This window comes from Fictibacillus enclensis, from assembly GCF_001457035.1.
Taxonomy (GTDB): Bacteria; Bacillota; Bacilli; order Bacillales; family Fictibacillaceae; genus Fictibacillus_C; species Fictibacillus_C enclensis.
In genome coordinates this window covers 34,364-56,211 of record NZ_KQ758622.1, presented here as the reverse complement: position 1 = coordinate 56,211, position 21,848 = coordinate 34,364, and the positions used below count along the sequence as shown (strand labels likewise).

Here is a 21,848-nt window from a genome sequence, read left to right as displayed (position 1 = left end):
TTGCCATCTCCTCCTGTCTATGTAAAACCATTATCCTGATGCAGGGGACATCAGGATAATCGCTGTTATCTAATGGTTGGATCTCATTCAAATGATGGTGCTTTATAATTGGCAGTCACTACTTTTTTGCGTGTGTAAAACTCAACGCTGTCTTTTCCATTGGCAGGAAGTGTTCCGTAGAAGGAAGACTTCCATCCTGAGAATGGGAAGAATGCCATTGGAGCTGGCACGCCCAGGTTAATTCCAAGCATACCTGCGTCGATGTTTTCACGGAAGTAACGGATTGCTGAAGCATTGGATGTGTAGAGACAGGCACCGTTGGCAAACTCGGATTGGTTGGCCGTTTCCACTGCTTCCTTCAAGTTCTTCACACGGACAATGGACAATACCGGAGCAAAAATTTCATCTTTCCAGATGGACATATCCGTTGTTACATCATCAAAAATCGTTGGCCCAACAAAATATCCTTCTTCAGGTGCATTATTGCGGCCATCGCATACGAGCTTTGCACCCTCTTCAACACCTTTTTGGATATAGCCTAATGTACGCTGTTGATTTTGTTCACGGATCACTGGTCCAAGGAATACTTCTTCATCCAGGCCGTGGCCGATTTTAACGGTTTTTGCTTTTTCAACCAATTTATCGAGGAAAGCATCCGCAATTCCTTCTTCTACCGTTACGACTGAACACGCCATGCAGCGCTCACCGGCAGAGCCAAAAGCGGAAGCAAACACGTTGGATGCCGCAAGCTCAAGATCTGCATCATTTAATACAACAGAGTGGTTCTTCGCACCGGTTAGAGCTTGAACACGCTTAAGCTTTTCGCTTCCGCGCTTGTAGACATACTCGCCGACAGGCTGGGAGCCTACGAAAGAAATGGCCTTTACTTCTGGATGATCCAGCAAACCATTTACCACATCATGCGCACCGTGGACGATGTTGAACACGCCCTTTGGAAGCCCTGCTTCTTCAAACAACTCTGCTAAACGATTAGCAAGCAGTGGAGTTCTTTCAGACGGCTTTAGTACAAAAGTGTTACCTACAGCAATCGCCATTGGGAACATCCAGCATGGCACCATCATCGGGAAGTTAAAAGGTGTAATTCCTCCAACAACCCCAATTGGATAACGATAATTTGTGATTTCCACATCGACTGCGATCGTTGCAAGTGAATCACCCATCATGAGTGTCGGAGCGCCAGCTGCAAATTCCACGTTCTCAATTCCTCGTCCTACTTCACCGAGTGCTTCGGTCAGGTTCTTACCATTTTCAATGGTGATGATTCGAGCCAGCTCATCTTTATTTTTTTGAAGCAGCTGTTGGAAGTTAAAAAGAATGCGTGCACGCTTTTGCACCGGAACTGCCTTCCAGCTTTGAAAAGCTTCGGCAGCCACTTCGATTGCGTGATCAACCTCTTCTTTCGTAGAAATAGGAACCCGGGCAATTACTTCTTTTTTAGCAGGATCGTATACATCCTCGTATTGAGTGGCTTTGCTTTCCACCCACTCCCCGTTTATGTAGTTTTTCAACTTTTCTACTTGTGTTAATACTTCAGCCATGCTTTTTCCTCCTCTATTATCACTCCTGAGAGTGTGATTTGCCTTTTAAGGGTAAATCAAAATCACATTATTATCATCTGTTGGTGATATTTTGGTTATCTTTGATTCAATGTTAATACTAAAAGCGCTTTCAGTCAACCGTTTTCGGTGTTGTTTTTTGATAATTTAGACGGTTATAATCTTCCGGTTAAAAACTGAGCCTCTCCAAAGCCAAAGCTCCAGTCCGCCGCTCCGTTCGTCACAATGGAAACCATAATGTCATTTGGTGCAATTCCGCAGCTTTCTCCCAGTTCCTTTACCAAAAGGTCATAAAAAGCTTTCTTTTGCTTATCGCTTCTTTGGCTGCTGGTCATACTGACAACCACCACATCACAGCTTCTTTCAAATCCCAATCCCGTATCTTCAATGATCATTTCATTGGGAGAATGCTGGGCGACAATCTGATAGCGGTCCCGTTCAGGTACACCAAACGCTTGAACCATCGCTTTATGGGAAGCATCCAATAACTGTTTTAACGCTTGATCATCCCGGCCTTCTATTACATCGAATCGAACTAACGGCATGTTTTCTAACCTCCTGTTTTAGTAGACCATCATAATTTTGAGTACATTTTGGTTATATTATGATTATACTTTAATATTATTTGATAACTTCGTCAATAACTTTGATCACGGAATAACAATAAAAAACCTTTCCTTTAAAAAAGGAAAGGCTTGAATGTCAGATTAGATATGTAATCCTTCTCTGATCGATTTTAAGGTCATTTCGTTCGACCATTCAGGCTTATCAGGATAGGCAAAAACGGAATTCGTTACAATGCCATCAAACTTCATTTCTCTTAATTTACGATATAAGGCGTCAAAGTTTACTTCTCCCTGACCAGGGTTCAAGTGCTGATGAATGGTAACATTCGCATTTGGCGGGTTAATAATATAGCGCAATCCAAATGCCGCTTTGTGATTAAGCGTGTCCGCAATAAGAACATGGGCGAGCAAACCGCCTGCTTCCTCCAGGTGCTGTTCAACATCTCCAATTCCATCATCATAAAAGAACGCGTGAGCAACAGAATAAACCAGCTTAATCCAATCCTTATCAAGCGCACGGATCATGCGGATGGCTTCGGTGTTCAGCTCAATAAAATCATGAGGATGAGATTGTAAGTTAAGCTTGATTCCCTCTTTTTCAAAAAAAGGCATTAACTCGTACATTGACTTTACAAAAGCGCCTTCACTTTCAACCGGGCGGCTCTTGTCTCCGCTAAATTCAGTGTTCATTAAATCGACGCCCAAGTCAGAAGTGATTTCAATACAGCGCTTCCAATTTCTCACGGCCACCTGGCGCTCTTCTTCGTTTGGTGAAGACCATTGCTGTACAGGAAGTACGGAAGAGATTTTCACACCTGCATCCGAGCAGTATCGTTTCAGGTCTTTAATCAGCTGCTTGTCTACCTTCGGATATTCATAAAACCAAATAAAATCTTTGCGCGGAGATAACTCTACCCATTCGTACCCTAATCGGGCCACTGCATCAATCGTATCTTTTAAATTGGTGTTATCACGGTAGTGTGACGGATCATAAGCTAAACGCATTCAAAAATTCCCCTTTCTTTGGTAGGCAAAAAGCATATCCTTATTTAAAAAAACCGGAAGCGCTTTCTGTTTGCATTTGGATAAGTCAGACCAACATTTAATAATGTGTTGGTTAACTTTTGATTATCTTTAAATCCATATTAATAGTAAACGGATGTTCAATCAAGACTTTTTTATTTGTTGAACTGAGATTTGGAGCTTACTCACCAATCTAAAGCGTTTATTCACGGGAATACGCTGCTTACTCACCATTTCGGTGATATTACTCACCGAAATTCAAACTTTACTCACCGTTTTTGAATCGTTACACACCAAACCCATCACAAAAAAAATCAGGAAAACTAGAGTCTCCTGATTCCTATCCTTAATCGGCAATGACAAATTGGATGTTATTCTGTTTCGCAAATTCTTGATAATTCTCTTCGGGTGCCCTGTCGGTAACGATATAATCAACTTCATCCAAACCACAGTACGTCATTAATCCGTATTTATCGAATTTATTGTGGTCGACCAATAAGTAGACCTCTGAGCTGCGGTTCACGACGATTTTTTTCAATTCACTTTCATTCGGTGATGCATTGGTCACACCATTTAATAGTGAGATTCCGGTGGATGCCATAAATGCTTTCTTGATGTTGTAATCTTTTAATAAGTCCATATTTCGCGGGTTAACAAATGAATTGGTTTTACGGTCCACCATTCCCCCCATTGAGATGACATTTAAATTCTCATACGGAAGCGCACGAACGATAAAATCAATGCTGTTCGTAAAAATGGTCAAGTTTTTTTCCTTTAGAAAATTAAACATTTCAATGGTTGTCGTTCCGGAATCCAGAAAGATAAAGTCACCATCTTCAATAAAACTGGATGCTTTTTCGGAGATAAGTACCTTTTCCTTCAGATTCCGGACTTGCCTGTCCTGGAAAGACTCCAATTTTTTATGGATGGCAGAAACCCCGCCATACACTTTTTTGAGCTCCCCGTTATCCACTAATTCCTGTACATCACGTCTGATCGTGTTTTTGGACACATCAAAAACTGTAACCAATTCGTCCAAAGAAGCAGACTCATGTTCCATGACATATTCTTTGATCTTTTTTATTCGCTTATCTTTAATCATGTCATTCCACCTTAAATTCGTACCTGTACTTTTTTAATCGCTTACATGTCATCATACCATTCTAAATATATATTACCAACAAATGCTCAAAACTTCATGGTTTTTTAAGGAATTTTAATGGGAAACAACAAGTTGGATGTTATTCTTGCCTGCGTACTCGGTATAGGCTGTATCGGGAGCTACATCGGTAAGGATATAATCGATCTCGTCCAACCCACAGTAGGTAATCAGCCCGTACTTATCAAATTTATCATGATCAACCAATAGGAAGACTTCCGAGCTCCTATGCACGATTTCCTTTTTCAATTGGCTTTCCAGTGGCGAAGCATTCGTTACACCGTTGGAGAGTGAGATTCCGGTCGAGGCCATAAAGGCTTTCTTGATGTTGTAATTGCTCAACAGATCCAGATTCCGCGGATCGCCGAACGAGTCGGTTTTACGATCCAGCATGCCTCCGATTAACATGACATTCAATTCCTTATAAGGCAGGGCACGAACCACCAGCTCTATACTGTTTGTAAAAATCAACAGATTTCGGTCCTTAATGTATTCAAACATTTCAATGGTTGTCGTTCCTGAATCGATAAAAATACTATCTCCGTCTTCCACAAACCTTGACGCCTCTTTAACAATCGATGCTTTTTGATCTTTATTCCGTTTTTTTCGATCCTGAATGGATTCAAGTGTCTTATGGTTAACAGTCACCCCGCCATATACCTTTTTTAGTTTTCCGCGGTCAACCAGCACTTGAATATCACGCCTGATTGTATTTTTGGATACGTCAAAAATTGAAACCAACTCGTCAAGTGAAACCGAGTCATGCTTCGAAACATAGTTCTTTATCTTGTTAATTCGCTTTTCCTTGATCATTCGTTTACCCCCTTTTCCCATCTCTTATAACAATATATTATCAATAGTTAACCATGACTTCACTATATTTTTTTCTGAAAAATAATAAAAAAACCACCAAATCGAATTTCGGCGGTTTTAATCTTTTAATCGTTAACAATGGGGGAAGGCGAATGGGAGGACAAGACGGTTATGAATCAAATGACCATATTCCTGTTGCAAGTTATGTAAAAAAAGAGCATTTCTTCCCTTTCATTTTTTATCTATTACAGCCACCAGTACGTATAGTTGACAACAATCGTTTGGGACCAATCAAAGGAGGGGTGTTCCCTGATTGGTCTTACTACTAATCTATGAAAAAATCTATCAATGGTGTGGGATTATTGAGTCCAAAATTAAAAGCCGCCATACAATTTTGGCGGCTTTCAATCATTTTACATTCTATGCCGATTTGGCATCCTCCAGCTGTCGGCTTGGGGAGTTCCACATCTCCAGCCATTTTTTAATCGCTGCCACCATAATGATAACTCCGAGGATCAGCATGATCACAGAAAGTACAGCATTCAGCATATTGTAGCCCGGGTTATCCGGGTTAAGGTAAACATTTTTGACCATCCAGTAACCGGCATAATTGACGGTAACAAAGAGATAGGCCAGTGGAACAAGGCACGTGAGCATGTATCGTCTCTTGTCGGCTACTTTCAAAATAACGGTTCCTCCAATAATCAATCCAATGGAGGCCATCATCTGGTTGGATACCCCGAAGAGTGCCCAAATCGAGCCAATATCTCCGGAGTACAGAAGATAGCCCCACATGAAGCAGGCAAGAGCACTGGCGATAATGGAACCCGGAAGCCAGTCTGTCTTCTTCAGCGGCTTATAAAATTCACCAAAGAAATCCTGGATCAAGTAGCGGGAGACACGTGTTCCTGCATCAATTGCTGTTAAGATGAATACCGCTTCAAACATAACCACGAACTGAAAGAAATAAGCGGACAGCTTGGCAAACCAGGGAATTCCGGTAAAGATATAGGTCATCCCGACCGCAAGCGTTACCGCTCCGCCTGTTCTGCCTTCCAGATCCAGACCGATTTCACGGCTGAGTTCTGGCAAATTCACAACATCCATTCCTAATGTTTTAAATACCTCAGGCGTGGAGTTGATCGCAAAATAGTCCGCCGGGTGAAGCGCAGTTGCTGCGATCAAGGCCATGATGGCCACCAGGCATTCCACAAGCATTCCGCCAAAGCCAACGACCTTAATATCCGACCATTTATCAAGCATCTTAGGTGTCGTACCTGAGCCGACAAACGCGTGAAATCCGGAGATCGCTCCGCAAGCAATCGTAATCGAGATAAACGGCCACACCGGACCCGCTAAAATCGGGCCACCGCCATCAATGAACTTTGTAAAAGCCGGAAACTCAATCGATGGATTAATAATAAAGACACCGATAATCAAGGCAATGAATACACCAATTTTCATAAAACTGCTCAAGTAATCCCGTGGTGCAAGCAGCAGCCATACCGGCAGTGCTGCCGCAAAGAAAGCATAGATCGGCAAAATGATCGCCAATACTTTCGTATCAAGTGTCAGCCAATCGCCCAGGGCGGTCTCTTGGATTTGAGGGCCCATAAAGACACCGGCCATCAGTAAAATAAATCCGATCGTTGACGTGACTTTCAAGTTGCCGGTTTTCTTATAAACAATCCCTACTCCCATCGCGATGGGAATGGTGATGCCGACAGCAAACGTGCCCCATGGGTTGTTTTCAAGCGCATGAAGAACCACCATGGACAGTCCTGCCATTGTGATTGTAATGATAAAGAGCATCGCAAGGCCTGTACAAAAACCAGCTACAGGACCGAGTTCATCTTTGGCCACTTCCGAAAGCGATTTCCCTTTTTTGCGCATGGAAGCAAATAATACTACCACATCATGGACAGCTCCGCCCAGTACCGCACCAATCAATAGCCAAAGCAACCCTGGAAGGTAGCCGAATTGTGCCGCAAGAATAGGGCCAACCAGTGGTCCGGCAGCTGCAATCGCTGCAAAGTGATGTCCGAACGTTACCCATTTATTGGTTGGAATATAATCCTTACCATCATTTAATTCGTGTGCCGGGGTAGGCGTAGCATCATTTAATTTCATGACCTTTGCAGCCATGAACGTTCCATATAACCGATATGCAATCATTAATATACAAATGGATCCGATAACAATTGAAACCGCATTCATTTTTTCTCCCCCTCTGCCTCGTTTCATTTATGTATCCTTCATCTTACTAAATGAAAGCGTTCACAGAGGGTTTTCATTTTAAAATGCAAAAACAAGGAGCTGAATGACATGATCCAGTCGCTGAATTGCATCCTTAAAAGCCAAAATGCTCTTTTAAATTCTTTGTAAACGTCCGGCTGACCGGTATCTTCTCCCCGTCCTTCATAATCAGGTTATAGGTGGAGTTAAACCACGGCTGGATCTCCACAATTTTATCCAGGTTCACCAGGTATCCGCGATGCACGCGTATGATGGAGTTCTGCTGCAGCTTTCTCTCATAGGTGACCAACGGCTCATTCACCTCGTACCGTTGCTGATCGGTGACAATCACCGTTTTTCCTTCAACCGCTCCGATCGATACAATGTCAGAAACAGCAATCAGCACGATCCGCTCATCAACGGTCACTGCCAGCTTGTCCGTTTGTTTTCCGGTGGTCCCCCCTTGCTCAGGAGAAGGGCTTGTCCGGTTTTCTTTCCCCTTGATCACCTTAGCCACTTTTTCCACTGTCTTTTGGACCCTCGTTTCATCAAACGGCTTCATGATGTAGTCAATGGCTTGCAGATCAAAGGCTTTCAGCGCGTACTCATCATACGCAGTTGCAAACACAATTTCCGGACGCGGATCAAGGTCCATGATGTTTTCTGCCAAATCCAGCCCGCTTTCATTCGCCAGCTGGATGTCCAAAAAAATCACATCAACCGGCAGTTCTTGAAGTTGTCTTAACGAGCTTTCGATGGAATCTCCTTGTCCCACAATCTCAACTTGCTTGCTCCTTTTTAATAGATACTCCAGTTCATCTCTGGCTAACGGCTCATCATCAACGATAAATGCCTTAAACATCATTCTCACTCCACTTGTTTTGGGTTAACGGCAGGGTCATGGTCACCTTTGTGCCTGCATCCTGTTCACTTTCAATCAAAAAAGAACCCTCCAATCCGTAGATCTCTTGGATCCGCTTCCGAATGTTCCAAAGCGCGGTCCCGGTTCCCTCTGCGGATTGAACCGACTCCTTTCCGAGCGATTGGATCAGGTCGGCAGGAATGCCCTTGCCATTGTCTTCTGTTGTTAATATCATTTTGTCTTGATCCATATAAGCGGTAACCTTTACGTTTCCCTGTTTCTTGCTTGAAAACGCATGGCGGATCGCATTCTCTACCAAAGGCTGCAGCGTAAATGGCGGGATTAATACGTGGTTCAGCTGTGGCTCGATATCAAACTCCACTTCGTATTTGCCCGGAAAACGCGCTTGCTCGAGCGACAGATAGGCGTCCACATGTTCAATTTCCTTTTCCAATGGAATCAACAAATGCCGTGCTCCCTGAAGGTTACTGCGAAAGAACACACCAAGCTGAATTAAGAGTTTCCTTGCTTTTGGTGCATCCGTCCGGACAAGGCTTGAAATGGTATTGATGGCATTAAACAGAAAATGCGGGTGCACTTGCGCCTGCAAGGCTTTCACCTCAGCATCCTTCAATAACTTCTGTTGCCACTCTGCCTCGGCCAATTCCAGCTGAGTGGAAAACAGCTTACTTAAGCCTTCTGCCAGCTCCTGTTCCACCTGATCTAGCTTTTCCGCGTCCTCAAAGTACAGCTTCAGTGAGCCCACGGTTTCATCCCGAACCTGTAAAGGAACCACGATCGCGGCCTGCAATGGACAATTTTCACGATAGCATTGGATTTCCTCTGTTGACCTGGCAATCAAGATCTTCCCGTTTTCTATGACCTTTTTCGTCAACAGGGTTGCCATGTTCTGACCCGGCTGGTGATGGTCCGACGCCGCTCCGGTATGAGCCAGCACCTGTTCCTTATCTGTGATCGATATGGCATCCGCCTTGGTTGCTTTCAAAATAATTTTCGCTGCTTCCCCGCAGGAATGAAAATTTAACCCCTGACGGAAAAAAGGAAGCGTTTGCTGAGCAATTTGAAGCGCATTATGGGTTTGAAGCGCACGCGTACGCTCTTCCTCCATTAAAATGCTTTGAATGATCATAATAAAAATCAGCGTTCCAAGCCCATTGATCGTAATCATCGGTATGGCTATCACCTCAACCAAATGAGACGCCGCTTCAAACGGCCTTGCGATCAGCAGAATCACGCCCATCTGGATGATCTCCATTAAAATCCCAACCGCTACAGCTCCCCACGGTGAGCGGTTCCTGCCGATAATGCCAAAACGGCGGCCAAGCCAACCTGTGATCAATCCTGCCAGAATGGTGGAAATCGCACAGGCTCCAGCCGTAAACCCGCCGAGCGTCAAACGGTGGAGACCGGCAATTAATCCAACACCCAGACCGACGATGGGCCCTCCCAGCAATCCGCCAATCGCCACCCCCATGATGCGCGTGTTGGCAATGGCCGCGTCATAATCCACATCCGCCTGCCAGGTCTGAGACACAATGGCTCCATTATTTATCTCAATCCCGGTATAGTTGCTGATGACACCAAAAGCGCCAAATATCAGGATCAGAAGCATCTTTTCTTTTCGATTATGCTCTTGGTGAACGATTTGCCGGAATGATCTCAATCTGGAAAGCAAAAAAGCCACCATCACGAGAACCCCCGCCCGCTCAAGCATTAAAGGCAGCAGCTGTAACAGCGCAACCCCCTCCTTTGGTAAAAACTTTTCTATTAAAAATGCGTGATTAACTCCTTCATACGTCTCTATTTTAACAAACTTATGGTTTATTTCATTTCACTATTTTCTAAAACGTCACAGGTGGATATAATAGATGAGTGGGTAATACTAATTCATAACGAATATTCGTTCAACGAAAGAGGTTACTATTGTGAGTACTACAGCAGTAAGAGCGACTAGAACAAGAGCATTAGTCATCAATGCACTTTTCATCGGTTTGACCTATGTGGCAACCGTGTTTATTAACATAAAGCTTCCCATCATGGGGAACGGTGGATTAATCCACCTGGGCAACGTTCCACTGTTTATCGCCGCCTTTGTGTTTGGCAGAAAAACAGGCGCCGTTGCAGGTGCCTTCGGAATGGGCTTATATGATTTGCTTTCTCCATGGACGATATGGGCACCGTTCACCTTCGTGATCGTAGGAGCGATGGGCTATGTAGCGGGACTCATCTCCGAAAAAGTGCCCGGCAACAAAGTACTGGTCAACACACTTGCAGTTGTCACAGCCCTTGTCATCAAAATCGTCGGCTACTATTTTGCCGAAGTCATCCTTTACCACAACTGGATCCAGCCGTTTGGTTCCATTCCAGGCAACTTCCTGCAGGTTGTCATTGCTGGTATTATTGTTGTGCCGCTTGTGGCGAGGATCAAGCAGAGAGTGATATAGATCAAAGCAGACAACAAATCCTATGGAGCAACACCTTAAAAAGGGTGCTCTATAGGGTTTTTTTATTTCATGCTCAATGAAATATAAGCTGGTAAAGCTGCAAAGACAAAAGAATAGATTTAACAAAAAAAGGCAAGAGCGCTGTGCTCTTGTCCTCATTTGTAATTCAAACTTTTTAAAAACTTATCTTTGGGTTGGGAATAATCTTTGAACCATCTCGCTGAATTCATCAAAGAACCCTTTGACCGGTTTTCCGGCCTGAACATCGTCCACGTACTTTTGAACACGGTCCACAAAGTCAGGGTTAGTGGACACAAATACGTTGTTGATATCCGGATCTGTGCTTTTTACTCTATCTGCTATTTTTTTCTCGGTATCCTTTGTCAGCTTGCCATTGGTGCCATCCTCCAGAACAGCTGCCACATAAGCGTTGTTATCTGTAACGATTACATTGGCCCGGCGTACTTCCGGCAGCTTGACAACTTCATCAGCTGCCTCATTTGCAATGTCCAGTCGGTTGCCTCGGTTCTCATTGTCGCCTGTATTTTCATTCGTGCTTATGTTCCTCATACTTTTGTTACGATTCTCCATACCCTGCTGATTATTATCGTTTCGATTCATACAGGCTGATAAAGCAGCTGTCAAGATAATGACCATCATGAGCTGAATAAATCTGTGTTTCTTATTCAATACGTTCACTCCCTTCCTTCATTTTTAGGATGAGGAGTTCCAATAAAATTATGCATCAATTGAGATTTAATCTAATTCGTTAAACGGCTTTGGTAACAATCTCCTTAATTTAAACAATTTATTTAAGACAAAATAGTATTGGTTCAGAAATGAACTAATTCCCAAAACGAGGTGTTGTAGATGAAAACAAATCTAAACAGTATCTTACCCATTATTGCTTCCGTTGGAGTTGGTATTGCTGCTTATCAAATGATGAGCGGGAATGGTGGGAAAATGAAAAATATTGTGCCCCTCGCTTCTAATATGATGGGAATGGGATCTGGGATGCAGGGACAAGGTCAGCAACAACAGTCAGGTAATCAATAGGACGTTTTATTATCGGCTTTTTGATATTCGACCTAAAATATGCAATATTTCCGCCTTTTTGGTAATGTTTATTCAAAAAAATTACTGGGGGAATCTAAAAATGGAACATAAAACTCTTGGCAGCAAACGAATCATTGCCTCAAATAAGAAATCAGAGGATTATGTCCCAACCATAGAAAAACCGAGTGACCAAAGAGGTGCATTTACTGGTACCCGTTTTGTGGATGAAGAGGTTACGGTAAGGTAACAAAAAAATATACAATAGCCCGGCTTACACGTTGGGCTATTGTATATTTTGCACACACATTCTTTCCAGTCCTGCTGATCGCCGGATGGGTATAAAAGTCATTAGAGAAATGGGTGATAGAGAAAGCTCAAACATGAAGCAAAAAGTTCTTCTTAGCCATTACGTAACAACTTATGGTCATTAACCCTGTTCTACATGTCCTTTTGGACTTCACTACTTTAAAACAGCAAGTGCCTCCGCTGCTTTCTGCGCAAAAGTCAACGGCGGTTCAACCGATTGAAAGTGAATATAAAGGATGGTCGGTTTGGTAAACAGCCAATGATTGTGCAGAGCGCTAATGATAAACCCTTTATTAACAAGCTGCCTTGTAAACTCCGGTATTTCTTCTTCCAAAACCACAACTTCTCCCAAGTTTAACGCATTTCCTTCAAAATCCAATGATTCAAATGAGAACCCGGCATGCAACTCCCCCTTACTTGGTCTTCCTTGAATCGTTACATATAAATTCCTGGCTATAGATACAGAACATATCCCGTTTTTCACTTCAACATTTTCATTAAATATTTTTCCATATTGATTACAGAGGCTATTGAAATTCATCATAAAGATAAAATCATCCTTTTTTGATTTTACTTTATGTCTGAGCAAAGGATCTATGCATTAAATGCTTGGAGGGAGACTCCCTATTTTACTCGGGAAGAACGGACGGTTCTTGCTTTGACAGAAGCTGTAACCCACGTCGCAGAGTCACATGTTCCTGATGATGTCTACAAGGAAGCTGCACGATATTTTGATGAAAAGCAAATGTCCGAAATCATTATGCAGATCGTCGTCATCAACGCTTGGGACAGGCTGGCAGTTACGGCGCGGAAAATGCCTGAATAACAATAGGTTGGATAGGAATTGGTTTCATATTTGGGTTGGTTTTAGTCATCGGCCATACCAGAGTAAAAGTTGATGTAAAGGGTAATATACCTCTATTAAACTTTAACGAGGTGAGGGAAATGTCTAACATGATGGACCAAAAAGAACTGGAAACCGTAAGAGAATTAATCAAAGACATAGACACGGCCATGCTGACTACGCTAACGGAAGAAGGCCTTGTTTCTCGGCCAATGAAAACACAAGAAGTAGAGTTTGATGGTGACCTATGGTTTTTCACTAAAAAAGAGACGAATAAATATGATGAAATTCTACACAATCAAGAGGTTAATGTAGCTTATGCAGGTAAATCCTATGTTTCCATCCGTGGAAGAGCGGAAATCGTTGAGGATTTAGATAAGAAGAAGGAATTGTGGGGATTCGCTTATGACAAAATTATGCAAACCACTTATGATGATCCCAACATTGTCTTGATTAAAATTAAAACAGAAGCAGCCGAATATTGGGAAACCGGCAGTTTAACGAAGAGAATCGCGTTTATGTTTAAACGAATAACAGGGCAAAATGCTGAATCGGCAGATGTTAATGAAACGGTTGAATTGGATAAATAACAACAGTAATCCTTCCCCGTCCTCAGAAAAGAGGCTTCGTTAAAAGTTACCGAACTTTTAGGAAGCCTCTTTCTATTTATCCTTTATCGCCTTTACCCGGCAGCAACTGATAAAACTGCTTGGCTACATAATGTGGAGATTAGGGCATGTCGTTTCGCAGCCATCCAATAATCGTTCCAAACAACGCGGAAGACACGTTAAATTTTGAGAATGCCAAAGTGAATAACATGATAAATGAAAAACAAACGGTTGAAGGTTTTCCAAATCCTTATACACTGCCTGATGTTTATAAGTCAGGCGGAGCTATCTTGCCAATTCTATATAAGTCATTGACAAACAACTGATATCTTCTCCATAATAATTTTTAAAACGTTCTATGCCAGGACAGTAGTGGGAAAGGATATAAATAATGAAAAAAGGAATTATCTTATTAGTTGTAGCTACTTTTTTTTGGGCGGGCAACTATATTTGTGGTCGTTATTTAGGCTCAGCGTTACCAGCAACGTTATTGAATACAATACGCTGGGCAATTTCAACCCTTATACTTTGGGGATTACTCGCTATTAATAAAAGTAAACTTCCTATCTTTTTGAGATGGAAGGAATTTTTGATATTAGGATTCTTAGGTATATTCGCCTTTTCAACCTTGAATTATTTGGGATTAAGATCCATTAGTGCATCACAAGCAGGAATGATCTCAGCTGGTATTCCAATTACCATCTTGGTTTTTACCCCATTTTTTCTTAAAGAAAAAATTAAAACAAAAGCATGGATAGGAGCGATCATATCCATAATTGGCGTTATTCTGCTGATTCAAGGCAGACAAACAACATCTTCTGAAGGATCCCTTCTTGGAGAAATTGAAATCCTTTTATCCTGTGTAGCCTGGGGAATGTATACGGTTCTGGGTAAAAAATACGGAAGAAAGATTGATGCGCTGACTTTGACTGCTGGATCTGCCTTTTACGGTACTCTTTTTAGTGCGATTAGTTGTATTGGCACCGTTGATTCAAGCTTGATTCATATGACTAAAAATGCATGGATCTGTATTATTTATGTGAGTACCTTTGCGTCTGTCATCGCATATTTTGCGTGGAACGCAGGTGTGAAAATTATTGGTGCAGGTCGTGCAGCACCCTATATTAACTTACTTCCGGTTTGGACTGTATTATTGGGTGTTCTTTTATTACAGGAACAAATATCTGGATTCACATGCATAGGAGGCCTTATTACCATTTTTGGAGCTGTCTTAGCCAGCGTTCAAAGTAAAGCTGTAAGCGCAACAAGAACTTAATTCTCAGTGAAGAGGAAGATCTCCGTATTGATATTCTGTCTTTAGGAATAAAGCTAGCTTTTGAAAAAAATAAATTTAATCAGAATCGTTGAATCTATTTTGGTACATCTTCTCTTTTTAAAAATGGATTCAACGATTTTATATGACCAACTGTTCAAATCAATGTAAACCACTTGATCAAGTGATTTTATCGAGAAGAGCACCACCGGCTATACCAGGGTTTGTCATTTCATACGGGTTTAAAATCAAATCGAGTTCTTCCTCTGTTAGAACATCATACAGAAGGCAAAGCTCTCGTACGGATTTCCCTTTTAAAATGGCTTCCCGTGCAATACGCGCACAAGCTTCGTATCCCAAGTGCGGATTTACGGCTGTAATGATTCCCACGCTTCGTTCCACATATTCTTTCATCCGGTCTTCATTTGCCTCAATTCCGGACAGGCAAAAATCTGTAAAGCTTCGGAACGCATTGTTCATGATGCTGATGGACTGAAGAAGGTTAAAAACGAGCACAGGCTCCATGACGTTTAATTCAAGCTGTCCCGCTTCAGATGCCGAGCAAATTGTATGGTCGTTACCGATGACCTGAAAAGCCACTTGGTTAATGAGCTCCGCCATAACCGGGTTCACTTTTCCAGGCATAATGGAGGATCCGGGCTGACGCGACGGCAAAGTAATTTCACCAAGTCCTGCACGCGGGCCGGAGGCCATCAAGCGTAAGTCGTTCGCAATTTTGGACATATTCATCATGCAGACCTTCAATGCGGCTGAAACTTCTGTGTAAGCATCCGTGTTCTGTGTGGCATCCACCAGGTGCTCGGCCCCGACAAGAGGCAGTCCGCTAATTTCAGAAAGGTGCCTTACCACATGTTTTATATACTGTGGATCGGCATTTAAGCCTGTCCCTACAGCTGTCGCTCCCATATTAACTTCGTAAAGATGCTCGCGCGTCTGTTTAATCCGCTTAATGTCGCGTTCCAATACTCGGCTGTACGCTTCAAATTCCTGGCCAAGGCGAATTGGCACGGCATCCTGCAGATGGGTTCGCCCCATTTTTATCACGTGGTCGAACTGTACCGCTTTCTTCCTGAAGACCTCCAGCATATCATTCATCGTAACAAGCAGCTTCTCCAGCAATTTAAGGGTTGAAATATGAATGGCTGTTGGAAATACATCGTTGGTTGATTGCGACATATTCACATGAGTGTTCGGGCTTAGTTTTAAATAGTCACCTTTATGATGACCAAGCAGTTCAAGCGCACGGTTGGCGATGACTTCATTTGCATTCATGTTCATCGAAGTACCGGCACCACCCTGGATCGGATCGACGATAAAATACTCGTGCCAGTGTCCCTCCAAAATTTCATCAGAAGCTTGAACGATTGGCTTGCCAAGTCCTTCGTATAGACGATGAACATCCATATTGGCCAGGGCGGCCGCTTTCTTCACCATTGCCAGCGCATGAATCATTTCTTTATGAATTCTGTAGCCAGTGATTTGAAAATTATCTACAGCGCGTAACGTTTGGATTCCATAATAAACATCTGCAGGAATTTCCTTCTCACCGAGAAAGTCTTTTTCAATTCGGTATGCGATCTCGCTTTTTATCATTAACCCTGCTCCTTATTGATTTAAAGTGTAATATCATCTGCAATGGGTGTTTCCATCAATTCCTTCACCTTTTGCGGATCCTGCGTCTTGCCGAGTACCCACATCAGCTTGGGAACGATGGCCTCTGTATTCATATTCCGGGAACGGATAATGACATTTTGATTAACTTTACGCCCTACTTCATAAAGTTCAATATCCTCCCCTTCTTCTAAACACTGTGTCGTAATGACAACAGAGATCCCACACTCAATCAGCTCGTCCAATTTTTCCAATATGTTTCTTCCCTGAAAGGGAATGCCACCGCTTCCATAACTTTCGATCACAATCCCCTGACATTGATTTTTCAGGCAATCAAAGAATTCCGGCTTAATTCCAGGAAATAACTTAACCAACGAAACATCTGTGCAAAGAGAAGTATCCAGCTTAATTTTCTTATTTTCTAATGAATGAACAGGCTTGCTGTACTCAATATGATCTTTATAGATAGAAGCAATATAAGGATAGTTAATACTTTCAAACGAATCATAGCTCTTCGTTCTCAACTTGATGGCCCTTGTTCCCTGAATGACTCTTCCGTCAAAAACCACATATACGCCACCGATCTCCTCACAAGCAAAGCGCACGGCATCCGCAATATTTCGTTTCGCGTCGGTTTTCTTAAAAGAAATCGGGATTTGGGACCCGGTAACCACCACTGGTTTTTCGAGATCTTGCAGCATATAGGAGAGTGCAGCTGAAGTATATGCCATGGTGTCTGTGCCATGCGTGATCACAAAACCGTCATACTCCTCGTAATGCTCATAAACCGCCTTTGCCATTTCAACCCAATATTCCGGCTGCATATTGGTACTATCAATATTAATCAAAGCCTTACTATCAATCTGGCAGAGTAAATTGAATCCCGGCAAATGACTTAAAATATCGTCGGCTGTCATCTCAGGAACCAGCCCATTCTCCCCTTCGAGCGAGGCAATGGTCCCGCCAGTCGTAAGCAGCATCAACTTCTTCAATATAACCCCTCCTTAAAGCCATTTCTATGAAAATTAAACGAGTGTTTAACTTCTTCTTTAATATGCGTTTCGCGTACTACATACGCAATTATAGTAATGATTACGTGGGAAATCAATACCATTTTACGCATTACGCGTACTTTTTATTTTTAACTGTGCTATAATAAACGAAATCATAGAGGAGTTAGGGAGTTAAACGATGATTTTAACTAGATTAACGACATTACGGAAGGGCAAAAAATGGTCGCTGCAGTATACGGCTGATCGGCTCGGCATTGCCAAAAGTACATATGCAGGCTACGAATCGGGGCACCGCCGCCCTTCATTGGAAGCCCTCGCATTAATAGCTGACTTATTTGACACCTCCACTGATTACATTCTGGGCAGAGTCGATCACCAAGATCCTCAGTTGGATGAGGATTCATCTGTCACATGCATGGAATTAACGGATCTGTCTGCTTTAAATCTGTCTGTCGATGGCCTCTCCCTTTCTAAAGAAGAACTGCAGCAATTTATTGCGTTTATCAGAGCCAAGCGGCAATTGGAAGATAAGTCAACATAAACAACGACAAAGAACCAATTCCTTAGGTAATTGGTTCTTTCATAAAACTTAAAAATGCATATAAAAATGACCATCAAATGGCAATCTATTTGATGGTCTATTTTTCTTTATTCGAAAAAACTCTTTAAACAAATTTGTTGTCTGTTGTTAATGAGTGGCTTCGTCGCTTTTGTATTCCAAAATATCACCTGGCTGACAATCCAACGTCTTACATATCGCTTCTAATGTTGAAAAACGAACTGCTTTTGCTTTCCCATTTTTCAGAATGGAAATATTCGCCATGGTCATTCCAACCCTCTCTGCAAGCTCCGTTACGGTCATTTTTCGTTTTGCTAACATAACATCAATATTAATAATAATTGCCATTTTCCACACCTTAAACCGTTAAATCATTTTCTGATTTTATATTAATAGCTTCTTGTAAAAGACTTTGCAGAACAGCAGCAAAAACGGCGATAACCATAGAAGAGAAAATAATAACCAATCCGATTGGCATGATACTTGGAGGGTCAACTCTTTTCGCCACGAGATAGTAGAGTGGCATACCTAGCAGGTACAATGCACTGATTGTGATGGCACAATATTTTATCTTCTTTAAAGCCTTTACCGATAATTCCGAGAAAGCTTGGCTCTTATCAATATAGCTAAGAAGTTTAAAAGTTTGATACAGAGCGAAGTAAAAAGGTATCGCTGCCGCGTACATATCGATTAAAACGAGAGTTTTCATAAAAGCAATATTAGGATATAATTCTCCTGCAAAATTCCCAAACTTAGGCACCAAAAATATACACAATGCAAGAACTGGGATTCCGATAAAAATAACAGCTAACTTTAAAAAGAAGGTCGTAACTTGTTTCACAAAAATACACCTCACTGACTTTATAATAAAATGACTTTAACACTTAATTTATCGTTTTACAATAAATTAATATCGAAATTTAATTACATTATTACTAATTATTATATTTTTTATTTTTGGCAAAATTAAAAAGCATTTCTCATTACAAGGAATGCTCTTATTATAAGTTGTTAAATTACAACTAGTTCACAAAATGTCTTTATCTTTTAAAAAATGAGGTCGAAGCGGACTGCATCAAAACCTTGTTTACAAGGATCCCAAAACGAAGTAACAGAATCCATAGAAATTGTATCGTCATCTATAACATCATCATCAGAAGTTTCTTCACCTATCCCCTTCTAAAGTCTTGATTTTCCAAAGCTATATACCAACCCACTCCATTTAAAAGATGGGCAAAATAATCCTCATCTCTCCGCCACCTGTTCTCTAAGCTAATTTGTGTAGTTCCTTTAAAGCCGTTTTCTAGCGCTGTCTAAAGCATAAAGTTTGATTTTGGGTATAAAGGAAAATAATATAGAGATATTGCAAATTATCAATATCCTTTTGTTCGATTAGTTTAAACACATCTTAAGCAAAATAGATTTTAATAAGATCAGAAAGGGGCGGGCACCGTTGAATCGGGAATCAAATATGATAAATGACGAACAGGCAGTTGAAATTTTCAAGGCTCTGTCAAATCAAATAAGAGTAAATATTCTGCAAATGTTGAAAGAACCTAATAATAATTTTTCCCCGCAGGCCCATGTCATCAAAGAAAAAGGCTTTGATGGCGGGGTTTGTGTTAGTGATATTCGCAGCAAAGTAGGACTATCACAATCCACTACCTCCCAGTATTTGTCTATCCTATTGCAAAGCGGTCTGGTTGAAATGAAACGAATCGGACAATGGACTTATTATCGACGCAATGAGGAAACCATTAAACAGTTTGAAAAGTATATAGGCTTAAAAATATAACCTTTTTAAGGAGGACCAAGAGTGAGTTTTCAAAATCATCGTGCCTATTGCAGCATGTACCAAAAAGACAAAATGACACTTGGATTTGTCCTCCCGACTGCCAGGATGTCTAAAAATCCGATTATGGAGAATCAGCTGGAGCTTGCCCGTAAAATTGAGGAATATGGCTTTGCTTCATTATGGCTCCGTGATATTACGATGCAGAATTTGAATATTGATGATAACGGCCAAAAGTACGATTTATGGATTTATTTGACGTATCTTGCCGCCTATACGAAGCACATTGCGTTAGTGACAGGAAGTGTAGTTCTCCCTTTGCGCCACCCCGTCAGGGTAGCCAAGGAAGCGGCATCAATCGATCAATTGTTTCCAGGCCGATTGATTATGGGAGTGGGATCAGGGGACAGGGAAAAAGACTTTACAGCTTTAGGGATATCTAAGCAAGAAAGCGGTCCGTTATTTAAAGAAAATTTCGAAATTCTCGACCGGCTGTTAAAAGAGGATCAGCCGACAATCCACAGCCACGCCGGGCTGATCGATGGTACAGATATGGGTTAATCCCAAAGCCTGTATCTTCGATTCCGACCATGGTGACTGGATTTAGCAAACAGTCTATCAATTGGATAGCCAGGAATGGGGATGGGTGGCTTCAATACCCTAGGAGCATTATTCAACAGGCGCAGCTTATCCAGGATTATCGTGCTTTAACTGAAGGAGATTTTAAACCCTTCTCTCAAAGCTTGTTTATCGATTTATCGGATAATCCCGATGAAATGCCTGTCCCCATACCCTTAGGCTATTCCGTGGGAAGAAACCGTTTAGTTGATCTACTTCAACAGTTTCAATCGATTGGGGTCAACCATTTGGCGTTTGTTCTGTATTTTTCCAATCGCCCTCCAGAGGAAGTAATCCAGGAACTTGGAGAATTTGTTTTACCCCACTTTCCAACCCATAAAGGTACAGGCCAGCTTTAAAAAATTAAATTGTATAAAAGGAGGAAGAATGATGACAAAGAAAATAGAACTTTCAGTACTAGATCCCTCCCCAATTGTCGAGGGAGGATCAGCCGAACTTTCCCTTCAAAACACGCTTGATCTAGCAAAGAAAACAGAGCAGTGGGGATATAAACGGTTTTGGCTTGCTGAACATCATAATTGGGCAGGAATGGCGAGTTCAGCATCCCCGATCGTAATTGGACGAGTAGCCTCTGTCACGGAAAAAATGCGTATTGGATCAGGCGCAATGCTGCTTTCCCATTATTCTCCTCTTTCCGTGGCTGAGCAATTTGGTACATTAGAAACCTTCTTCCCTGGCCGGATCGACCTTGGATTGGGACGGGCACCTGGCACCGACCAATATACAGCAAATGTATTGCGGCAGCGGGTTGCCGGTGAACCTGAATTTGATGCCAGGCTTGAAGAGCTTATCGCCTATCTTTATGGTACAGGAACAGCAACTAAGAATGGTTCATTTCGCTTTCACGCCATACCCGGCGAAAAAACAAATGTGCCAATTTGGCTGCTAGGTTCAGGGTTATATAGTGCACAATTGGCTGGAATACTTGGGTTACCATTCTCTTTCGCGGGACATTTTGCTCCAGGTAACATGATGGAGGCCATAAAACTGTACCGGGATTATTTTCGTCCCTCTCAATTTTTGGAGGAGCCTTATGTACTGTTAGCCGTTCAAGTGGTGGCTGCAGATGAGAAACAGGAAGCACAAAGGCTTGCCACTTCGATGTATCAAAAATTTCTTTTGTTAACCCGCGGACAGCCTTCGCCAATTTTGCCACCTGTTGATAATATGGACGAGCTTTGGAACGATAATGAACGCAGGGCGGTTGAAGAACAGCTTTTCACTTCCATCATCGGGGACCCTGCAGGTGTGAAGCAGCAGCTCCATGAGTTAATAGAAAAGACTGATGCTGATGAAATTATGGCTCATACAGAGATTTTTGATCATAAGGCACGGCTGCGCTCTTATGAAATTTTGGCTCAGGCTGCAGTAAATTAAACAGTGTCTAGTCTAATAAAAGATGTAGTTTCTGCAGATATTAAATCAG

24 protein-coding genes and 2 pseudogenes are annotated in these 21,848 nt (G+C 42.0%); 12 read left to right on the top strand and 14 right to left on the bottom strand.

The features are described 5' to 3' along the window. Positions 1–83: 83 nt before the first annotated feature. The 5 genes from AS030_RS21260 to AS030_RS21240 form a co-directional block, all read right to left on the bottom strand. Positions 84–1,559 (bottom strand): CoA-acylating methylmalonate-semialdehyde dehydrogenase, encoded by a 1,476-nt coding sequence (locus tag AS030_RS21260; protein WP_061975502.1) that lies wholly within the window; start codon positions 1,557–1,559, stop codon positions 84–86. Between the two features lie 173 nt (positions 1,560–1,732). Further along, on the bottom strand, positions 1,733–2,122 hold the full coding sequence (locus AS030_RS21255; protein WP_061975500.1) for a tautomerase family protein: 390 nt from the start codon (positions 2,120–2,122) through the stop codon (positions 1,733–1,735). 162 nt (positions 2,123–2,284) lie between these two features. Beyond that, positions 2,285–3,148: a sugar phosphate isomerase/epimerase family protein gene (locus AS030_RS21250; RefSeq protein ID WP_061975498.1), complete on the bottom strand. Its 864-nt coding sequence runs from the start codon at positions 3,146–3,148 to the stop codon at positions 2,285–2,287. A gap of 364 nt (positions 3,149–3,512) precedes the next feature. Next, positions 3,513–4,268 (bottom strand): DeoR/GlpR family DNA-binding transcription regulator, encoded by a 756-nt coding sequence (locus AS030_RS21245; RefSeq protein ID WP_061975496.1) that lies wholly within the window; start codon positions 4,266–4,268, stop codon positions 3,513–3,515. 114 nt (positions 4,269–4,382) lie between these two features. Then, positions 4,383–5,138: a DeoR/GlpR family DNA-binding transcription regulator gene (locus AS030_RS21240; RefSeq protein ID WP_061975494.1), complete on the bottom strand. Its 756-nt coding sequence runs from the start codon at positions 5,136–5,138 to the stop codon at positions 4,383–4,385. A gap of 152 nt (positions 5,139–5,290) precedes the next feature. Between AS030_RS21240 and AS030_RS23860 the strand changes: the two genes are divergently transcribed. Continuing rightward, positions 5,291–5,467 carry a hypothetical protein gene (locus AS030_RS23860; protein ID WP_156412603.1) on the top strand — a complete coding sequence of 59 codons (177 nt, stop codon included), beginning with the start codon at positions 5,291–5,293 and terminating at the stop codon, positions 5,465–5,467. Between the two features lie 91 nt (positions 5,468–5,558). Here AS030_RS23860 and cstA read toward each other — a convergent pair whose 3' ends face one another. The 3 genes from cstA to AS030_RS21225 all read right to left on the bottom strand — a co-directional run bounded on the left by cstA (position 5,559) and on the right by AS030_RS21225 (position 9,991). Continuing rightward, positions 5,559–7,355, bottom strand: a complete 1,797-nt coding sequence (gene cstA, locus AS030_RS21235; protein ID WP_061975492.1) for a carbon starvation protein CstA — start codon at positions 7,353–7,355, stop codon at positions 5,559–5,561. Positions 7,356–7,488: 133 nt separating this feature from the next. Further along, a complete protein-coding gene (locus tag AS030_RS21230) occupies positions 7,489–8,238 on the bottom strand; it encodes a LytR/AlgR family response regulator transcription factor (RefSeq protein ID WP_338082344.1) in 750 nt (249 codons plus the stop codon). Further along, positions 8,228–9,991 (bottom strand): sensor histidine kinase, encoded by a 1,764-nt coding sequence (locus tag AS030_RS21225; protein ID WP_141687139.1) that lies wholly within the window; start codon positions 9,989–9,991, stop codon positions 8,228–8,230. The genes AS030_RS21230 and AS030_RS21225 overlap by 11 nt, the downstream gene beginning before the upstream one ends. 187 nt (positions 9,992–10,178) lie before the next feature. On the opposite strand from AS030_RS21225, the gene AS030_RS21220 reads away from it, so the two are divergent. Beyond that, entirely contained in the window at positions 10,179–10,700 is a 522-nt protein-coding gene (locus tag AS030_RS21220; RefSeq protein ID WP_061975486.1) for an ECF transporter S component, read from the top strand. 183 nt (positions 10,701–10,883) lie between these two features. On the opposite strand, the gene AS030_RS21215 is transcribed toward AS030_RS21220, so the two are convergent. Beyond that, on the bottom strand, positions 10,884–11,390 hold the full coding sequence (locus AS030_RS21215; RefSeq protein WP_240482460.1) for a YhcN/YlaJ family sporulation lipoprotein: 507 nt from the start codon (positions 11,388–11,390) through the stop codon (positions 10,884–10,886). Positions 11,391–11,570: 180 nt separating this feature from the next. Between AS030_RS21215 and AS030_RS21210 the strand changes: the two genes are divergently transcribed. Next, on the top strand, positions 11,571–11,756 hold the full coding sequence (locus AS030_RS21210; protein WP_061975484.1) for a hypothetical protein: 186 nt from the start codon (positions 11,571–11,573) through the stop codon (positions 11,754–11,756). Between the two features lie 100 nt (positions 11,757–11,856). Continuing rightward, positions 11,857–12,003 (top strand): hypothetical protein, encoded by a 147-nt coding sequence (locus AS030_RS23855; protein ID WP_156412602.1) that lies wholly within the window; start codon positions 11,857–11,859, stop codon positions 12,001–12,003. Between the two features lie 213 nt (positions 12,004–12,216). Here AS030_RS23855 and AS030_RS21205 read toward each other — a convergent pair whose 3' ends face one another. Then, complete coding sequence (locus AS030_RS21205; protein WP_061975482.1) at positions 12,217–12,606, bottom strand: DUF1259 domain-containing protein; 390 nt, start codon at positions 12,604–12,606, stop codon at positions 12,217–12,219. A 36-nt stretch (positions 12,607–12,642) separates the two neighbouring features. On the opposite strand from AS030_RS21205, the pseudogene AS030_RS21200 reads away from it, so the two are divergent. The 4 genes and pseudogenes from AS030_RS21200 to AS030_RS21185 form a co-directional block, all read left to right on the top strand. Continuing rightward, positions 12,643–12,888, top strand: a pseudogene (locus AS030_RS21200) (carboxymuconolactone decarboxylase family protein); the annotation flags it as partial. Between the two features lie 119 nt (positions 12,889–13,007). Then, positions 13,008–13,496, top strand: a complete 489-nt coding sequence (locus AS030_RS21195; protein ID WP_061975480.1) for a pyridoxamine 5'-phosphate oxidase family protein — start codon at positions 13,008–13,010, stop codon at positions 13,494–13,496. Between the two features lie 146 nt (positions 13,497–13,642). Continuing rightward, entirely contained in the window at positions 13,643–13,840 is a 198-nt protein-coding gene (locus AS030_RS21190; protein ID WP_061975478.1) for a hypothetical protein, read from the top strand. Positions 13,841–13,905: 65 nt separating this feature from the next. Next, entirely contained in the window at positions 13,906–14,790 is an 885-nt protein-coding gene (locus AS030_RS21185; protein WP_061975476.1) for a DMT family transporter, read from the top strand. A 177-nt stretch (positions 14,791–14,967) separates the two neighbouring features. Here the strand turns inward: AS030_RS21185 and aspA are convergent, their stop codons facing one another. After that, positions 14,968–16,401 (bottom strand): aspartate ammonia-lyase, encoded by a 1,434-nt coding sequence (gene aspA / locus AS030_RS21180; RefSeq protein ID WP_061975474.1) that lies wholly within the window; start codon positions 16,399–16,401, stop codon positions 14,968–14,970. Positions 16,402–16,421: 20 nt separating this feature from the next. After that, a complete protein-coding gene (locus AS030_RS21175; RefSeq protein WP_061975472.1) occupies positions 16,422–17,411 on the bottom strand; it encodes an asparaginase in 990 nt (329 codons plus the stop codon). A 199-nt stretch (positions 17,412–17,610) separates the two neighbouring features. On the opposite strand from AS030_RS21175, the gene AS030_RS21170 reads away from it, so the two are divergent. Further along, on the top strand, positions 17,611–17,973 hold the full coding sequence (locus AS030_RS21170) for a helix-turn-helix domain-containing protein (protein ID WP_061975469.1): 363 nt from the start codon (positions 17,611–17,613) through the stop codon (positions 17,971–17,973). A gap of 147 nt (positions 17,974–18,120) precedes the next feature. Here AS030_RS21170 and AS030_RS21165 read toward each other — a convergent pair whose 3' ends face one another. Further along, positions 18,121–18,339 carry a helix-turn-helix domain-containing protein gene (locus AS030_RS21165; protein ID WP_061975467.1) on the bottom strand — a complete coding sequence of 73 codons (219 nt, stop codon included), beginning with the start codon at positions 18,337–18,339 and terminating at the stop codon, positions 18,121–18,123. Positions 18,340–18,349: 10 nt separating this feature from the next. After that, entirely contained in the window at positions 18,350–18,832 is a 483-nt protein-coding gene (locus tag AS030_RS21160) for a DUF2975 domain-containing protein (RefSeq protein WP_061975465.1), read from the bottom strand. 630 nt (positions 18,833–19,462) lie between these two features. Between AS030_RS21160 and AS030_RS21155 the strand changes: the two genes are divergently transcribed. The 3 genes and pseudogenes from AS030_RS21155 to AS030_RS21145 all read left to right on the top strand — a co-directional run bounded on the left by AS030_RS21155 (position 19,463) and on the right by AS030_RS21145 (position 21,799). Next, the gene (locus AS030_RS21155) at positions 19,463–19,786 is read left to right on the top strand and encodes an ArsR/SmtB family transcription factor (protein ID WP_061975600.1); all 324 of its coding nucleotides are present in this window, start codon (positions 19,463–19,465) and stop codon (positions 19,784–19,786) included. A 21-nt stretch (positions 19,787–19,807) separates the two neighbouring features. Next, a pseudogene (locus tag AS030_RS21150) lies at positions 19,808–20,760 on the top strand (TIGR03571 family LLM class oxidoreductase). Between the two features lie 31 nt (positions 20,761–20,791). Beyond that, positions 20,792–21,799 carry an LLM class flavin-dependent oxidoreductase gene (locus AS030_RS21145; RefSeq protein WP_061975463.1) on the top strand — a complete coding sequence of 336 codons (1,008 nt, stop codon included), beginning with the start codon at positions 20,792–20,794 and terminating at the stop codon, positions 21,797–21,799. Positions 21,800–21,848: the final 49 nt, after the last annotated feature.

Bases quoted from the DNA above. Each gene is read 5' to 3' on its own strand.
- AS030_RS21260 (WP_061975502.1), bottom strand. From the start codon at position 1,559: ATGGCTGAAGTATTAACACAAGTAGAAAAGTTGAAAAACTACATAAAC.
- AS030_RS21255 (WP_061975500.1), bottom strand. From the start codon at position 2,122: ATGCCGTTAGTTCGATTCGATGTAATAGAAGGCCGGGATGATCAAGCG.
- AS030_RS21250 (WP_061975498.1), bottom strand. From the start codon at position 3,148: ATGCGTTTAGCTTATGATCCGTCACACTACCGTGATAACACCAATTTA.
- AS030_RS21245 (WP_061975496.1), bottom strand. From the start codon at position 4,268: ATGATTAAAGATAAGCGAATAAAAAAGATCAAAGAATATGTCATGGAA.
- AS030_RS21240 (WP_061975494.1), bottom strand. From the start codon at position 5,138: ATGATCAAGGAAAAGCGAATTAACAAGATAAAGAACTATGTTTCGAAG.
- AS030_RS23860 (WP_156412603.1), top strand. From the start codon at position 5,291: ATGGGAGGACAAGACGGTTATGAATCAAATGACCATATTCCTGTTGCA.
- cstA (WP_061975492.1), bottom strand. From the start codon at position 7,355: ATGAATGCGGTTTCAATTGTTATCGGATCCATTTGTATATTAATGATT.
- AS030_RS21230 (WP_338082344.1), bottom strand. From the start codon at position 8,238: ATGATGTTTAAGGCATTTATCGTTGATGATGAGCCGTTAGCCAGAGAT.
- AS030_RS21210 (WP_061975484.1), top strand. From the start codon at position 11,571: ATGAAAACAAATCTAAACAGTATCTTACCCATTATTGCTTCCGTTGGA.
- AS030_RS23855 (WP_156412602.1), top strand. From the start codon at position 11,857: ATGGAACATAAAACTCTTGGCAGCAAACGAATCATTGCCTCAAATAAG.
- AS030_RS21205 (WP_061975482.1), bottom strand. From the start codon at position 12,606: ATGATGAATTTCAATAGCCTCTGTAATCAATATGGAAAAATATTTAAT.
- AS030_RS21195 (WP_061975480.1), top strand. From the start codon at position 13,008: ATGTCTAACATGATGGACCAAAAAGAACTGGAAACCGTAAGAGAATTA.
- AS030_RS21190 (WP_061975478.1), top strand. From the start codon at position 13,643: ATGTCGTTTCGCAGCCATCCAATAATCGTTCCAAACAACGCGGAAGAC.
- AS030_RS21185 (WP_061975476.1), top strand. From the start codon at position 13,906: ATGAAAAAAGGAATTATCTTATTAGTTGTAGCTACTTTTTTTTGGGCG.
- aspA (WP_061975474.1), bottom strand. From the start codon at position 16,401: ATGATAAAAAGCGAGATCGCATACCGAATTGAAAAAGACTTTCTCGGT.
- AS030_RS21170 (WP_061975469.1), top strand. From the start codon at position 17,611: ATGATTTTAACTAGATTAACGACATTACGGAAGGGCAAAAAATGGTCG.
- AS030_RS21165 (WP_061975467.1), bottom strand. From the start codon at position 18,339: ATGGCAATTATTATTAATATTGATGTTATGTTAGCAAAACGAAAAATG.
- AS030_RS21155 (WP_061975600.1), top strand. From the start codon at position 19,463: ATGATAAATGACGAACAGGCAGTTGAAATTTTCAAGGCTCTGTCAAAT.
- AS030_RS21145 (WP_061975463.1), top strand. From the start codon at position 20,792: ATGACAAAGAAAATAGAACTTTCAGTACTAGATCCCTCCCCAATTGTC.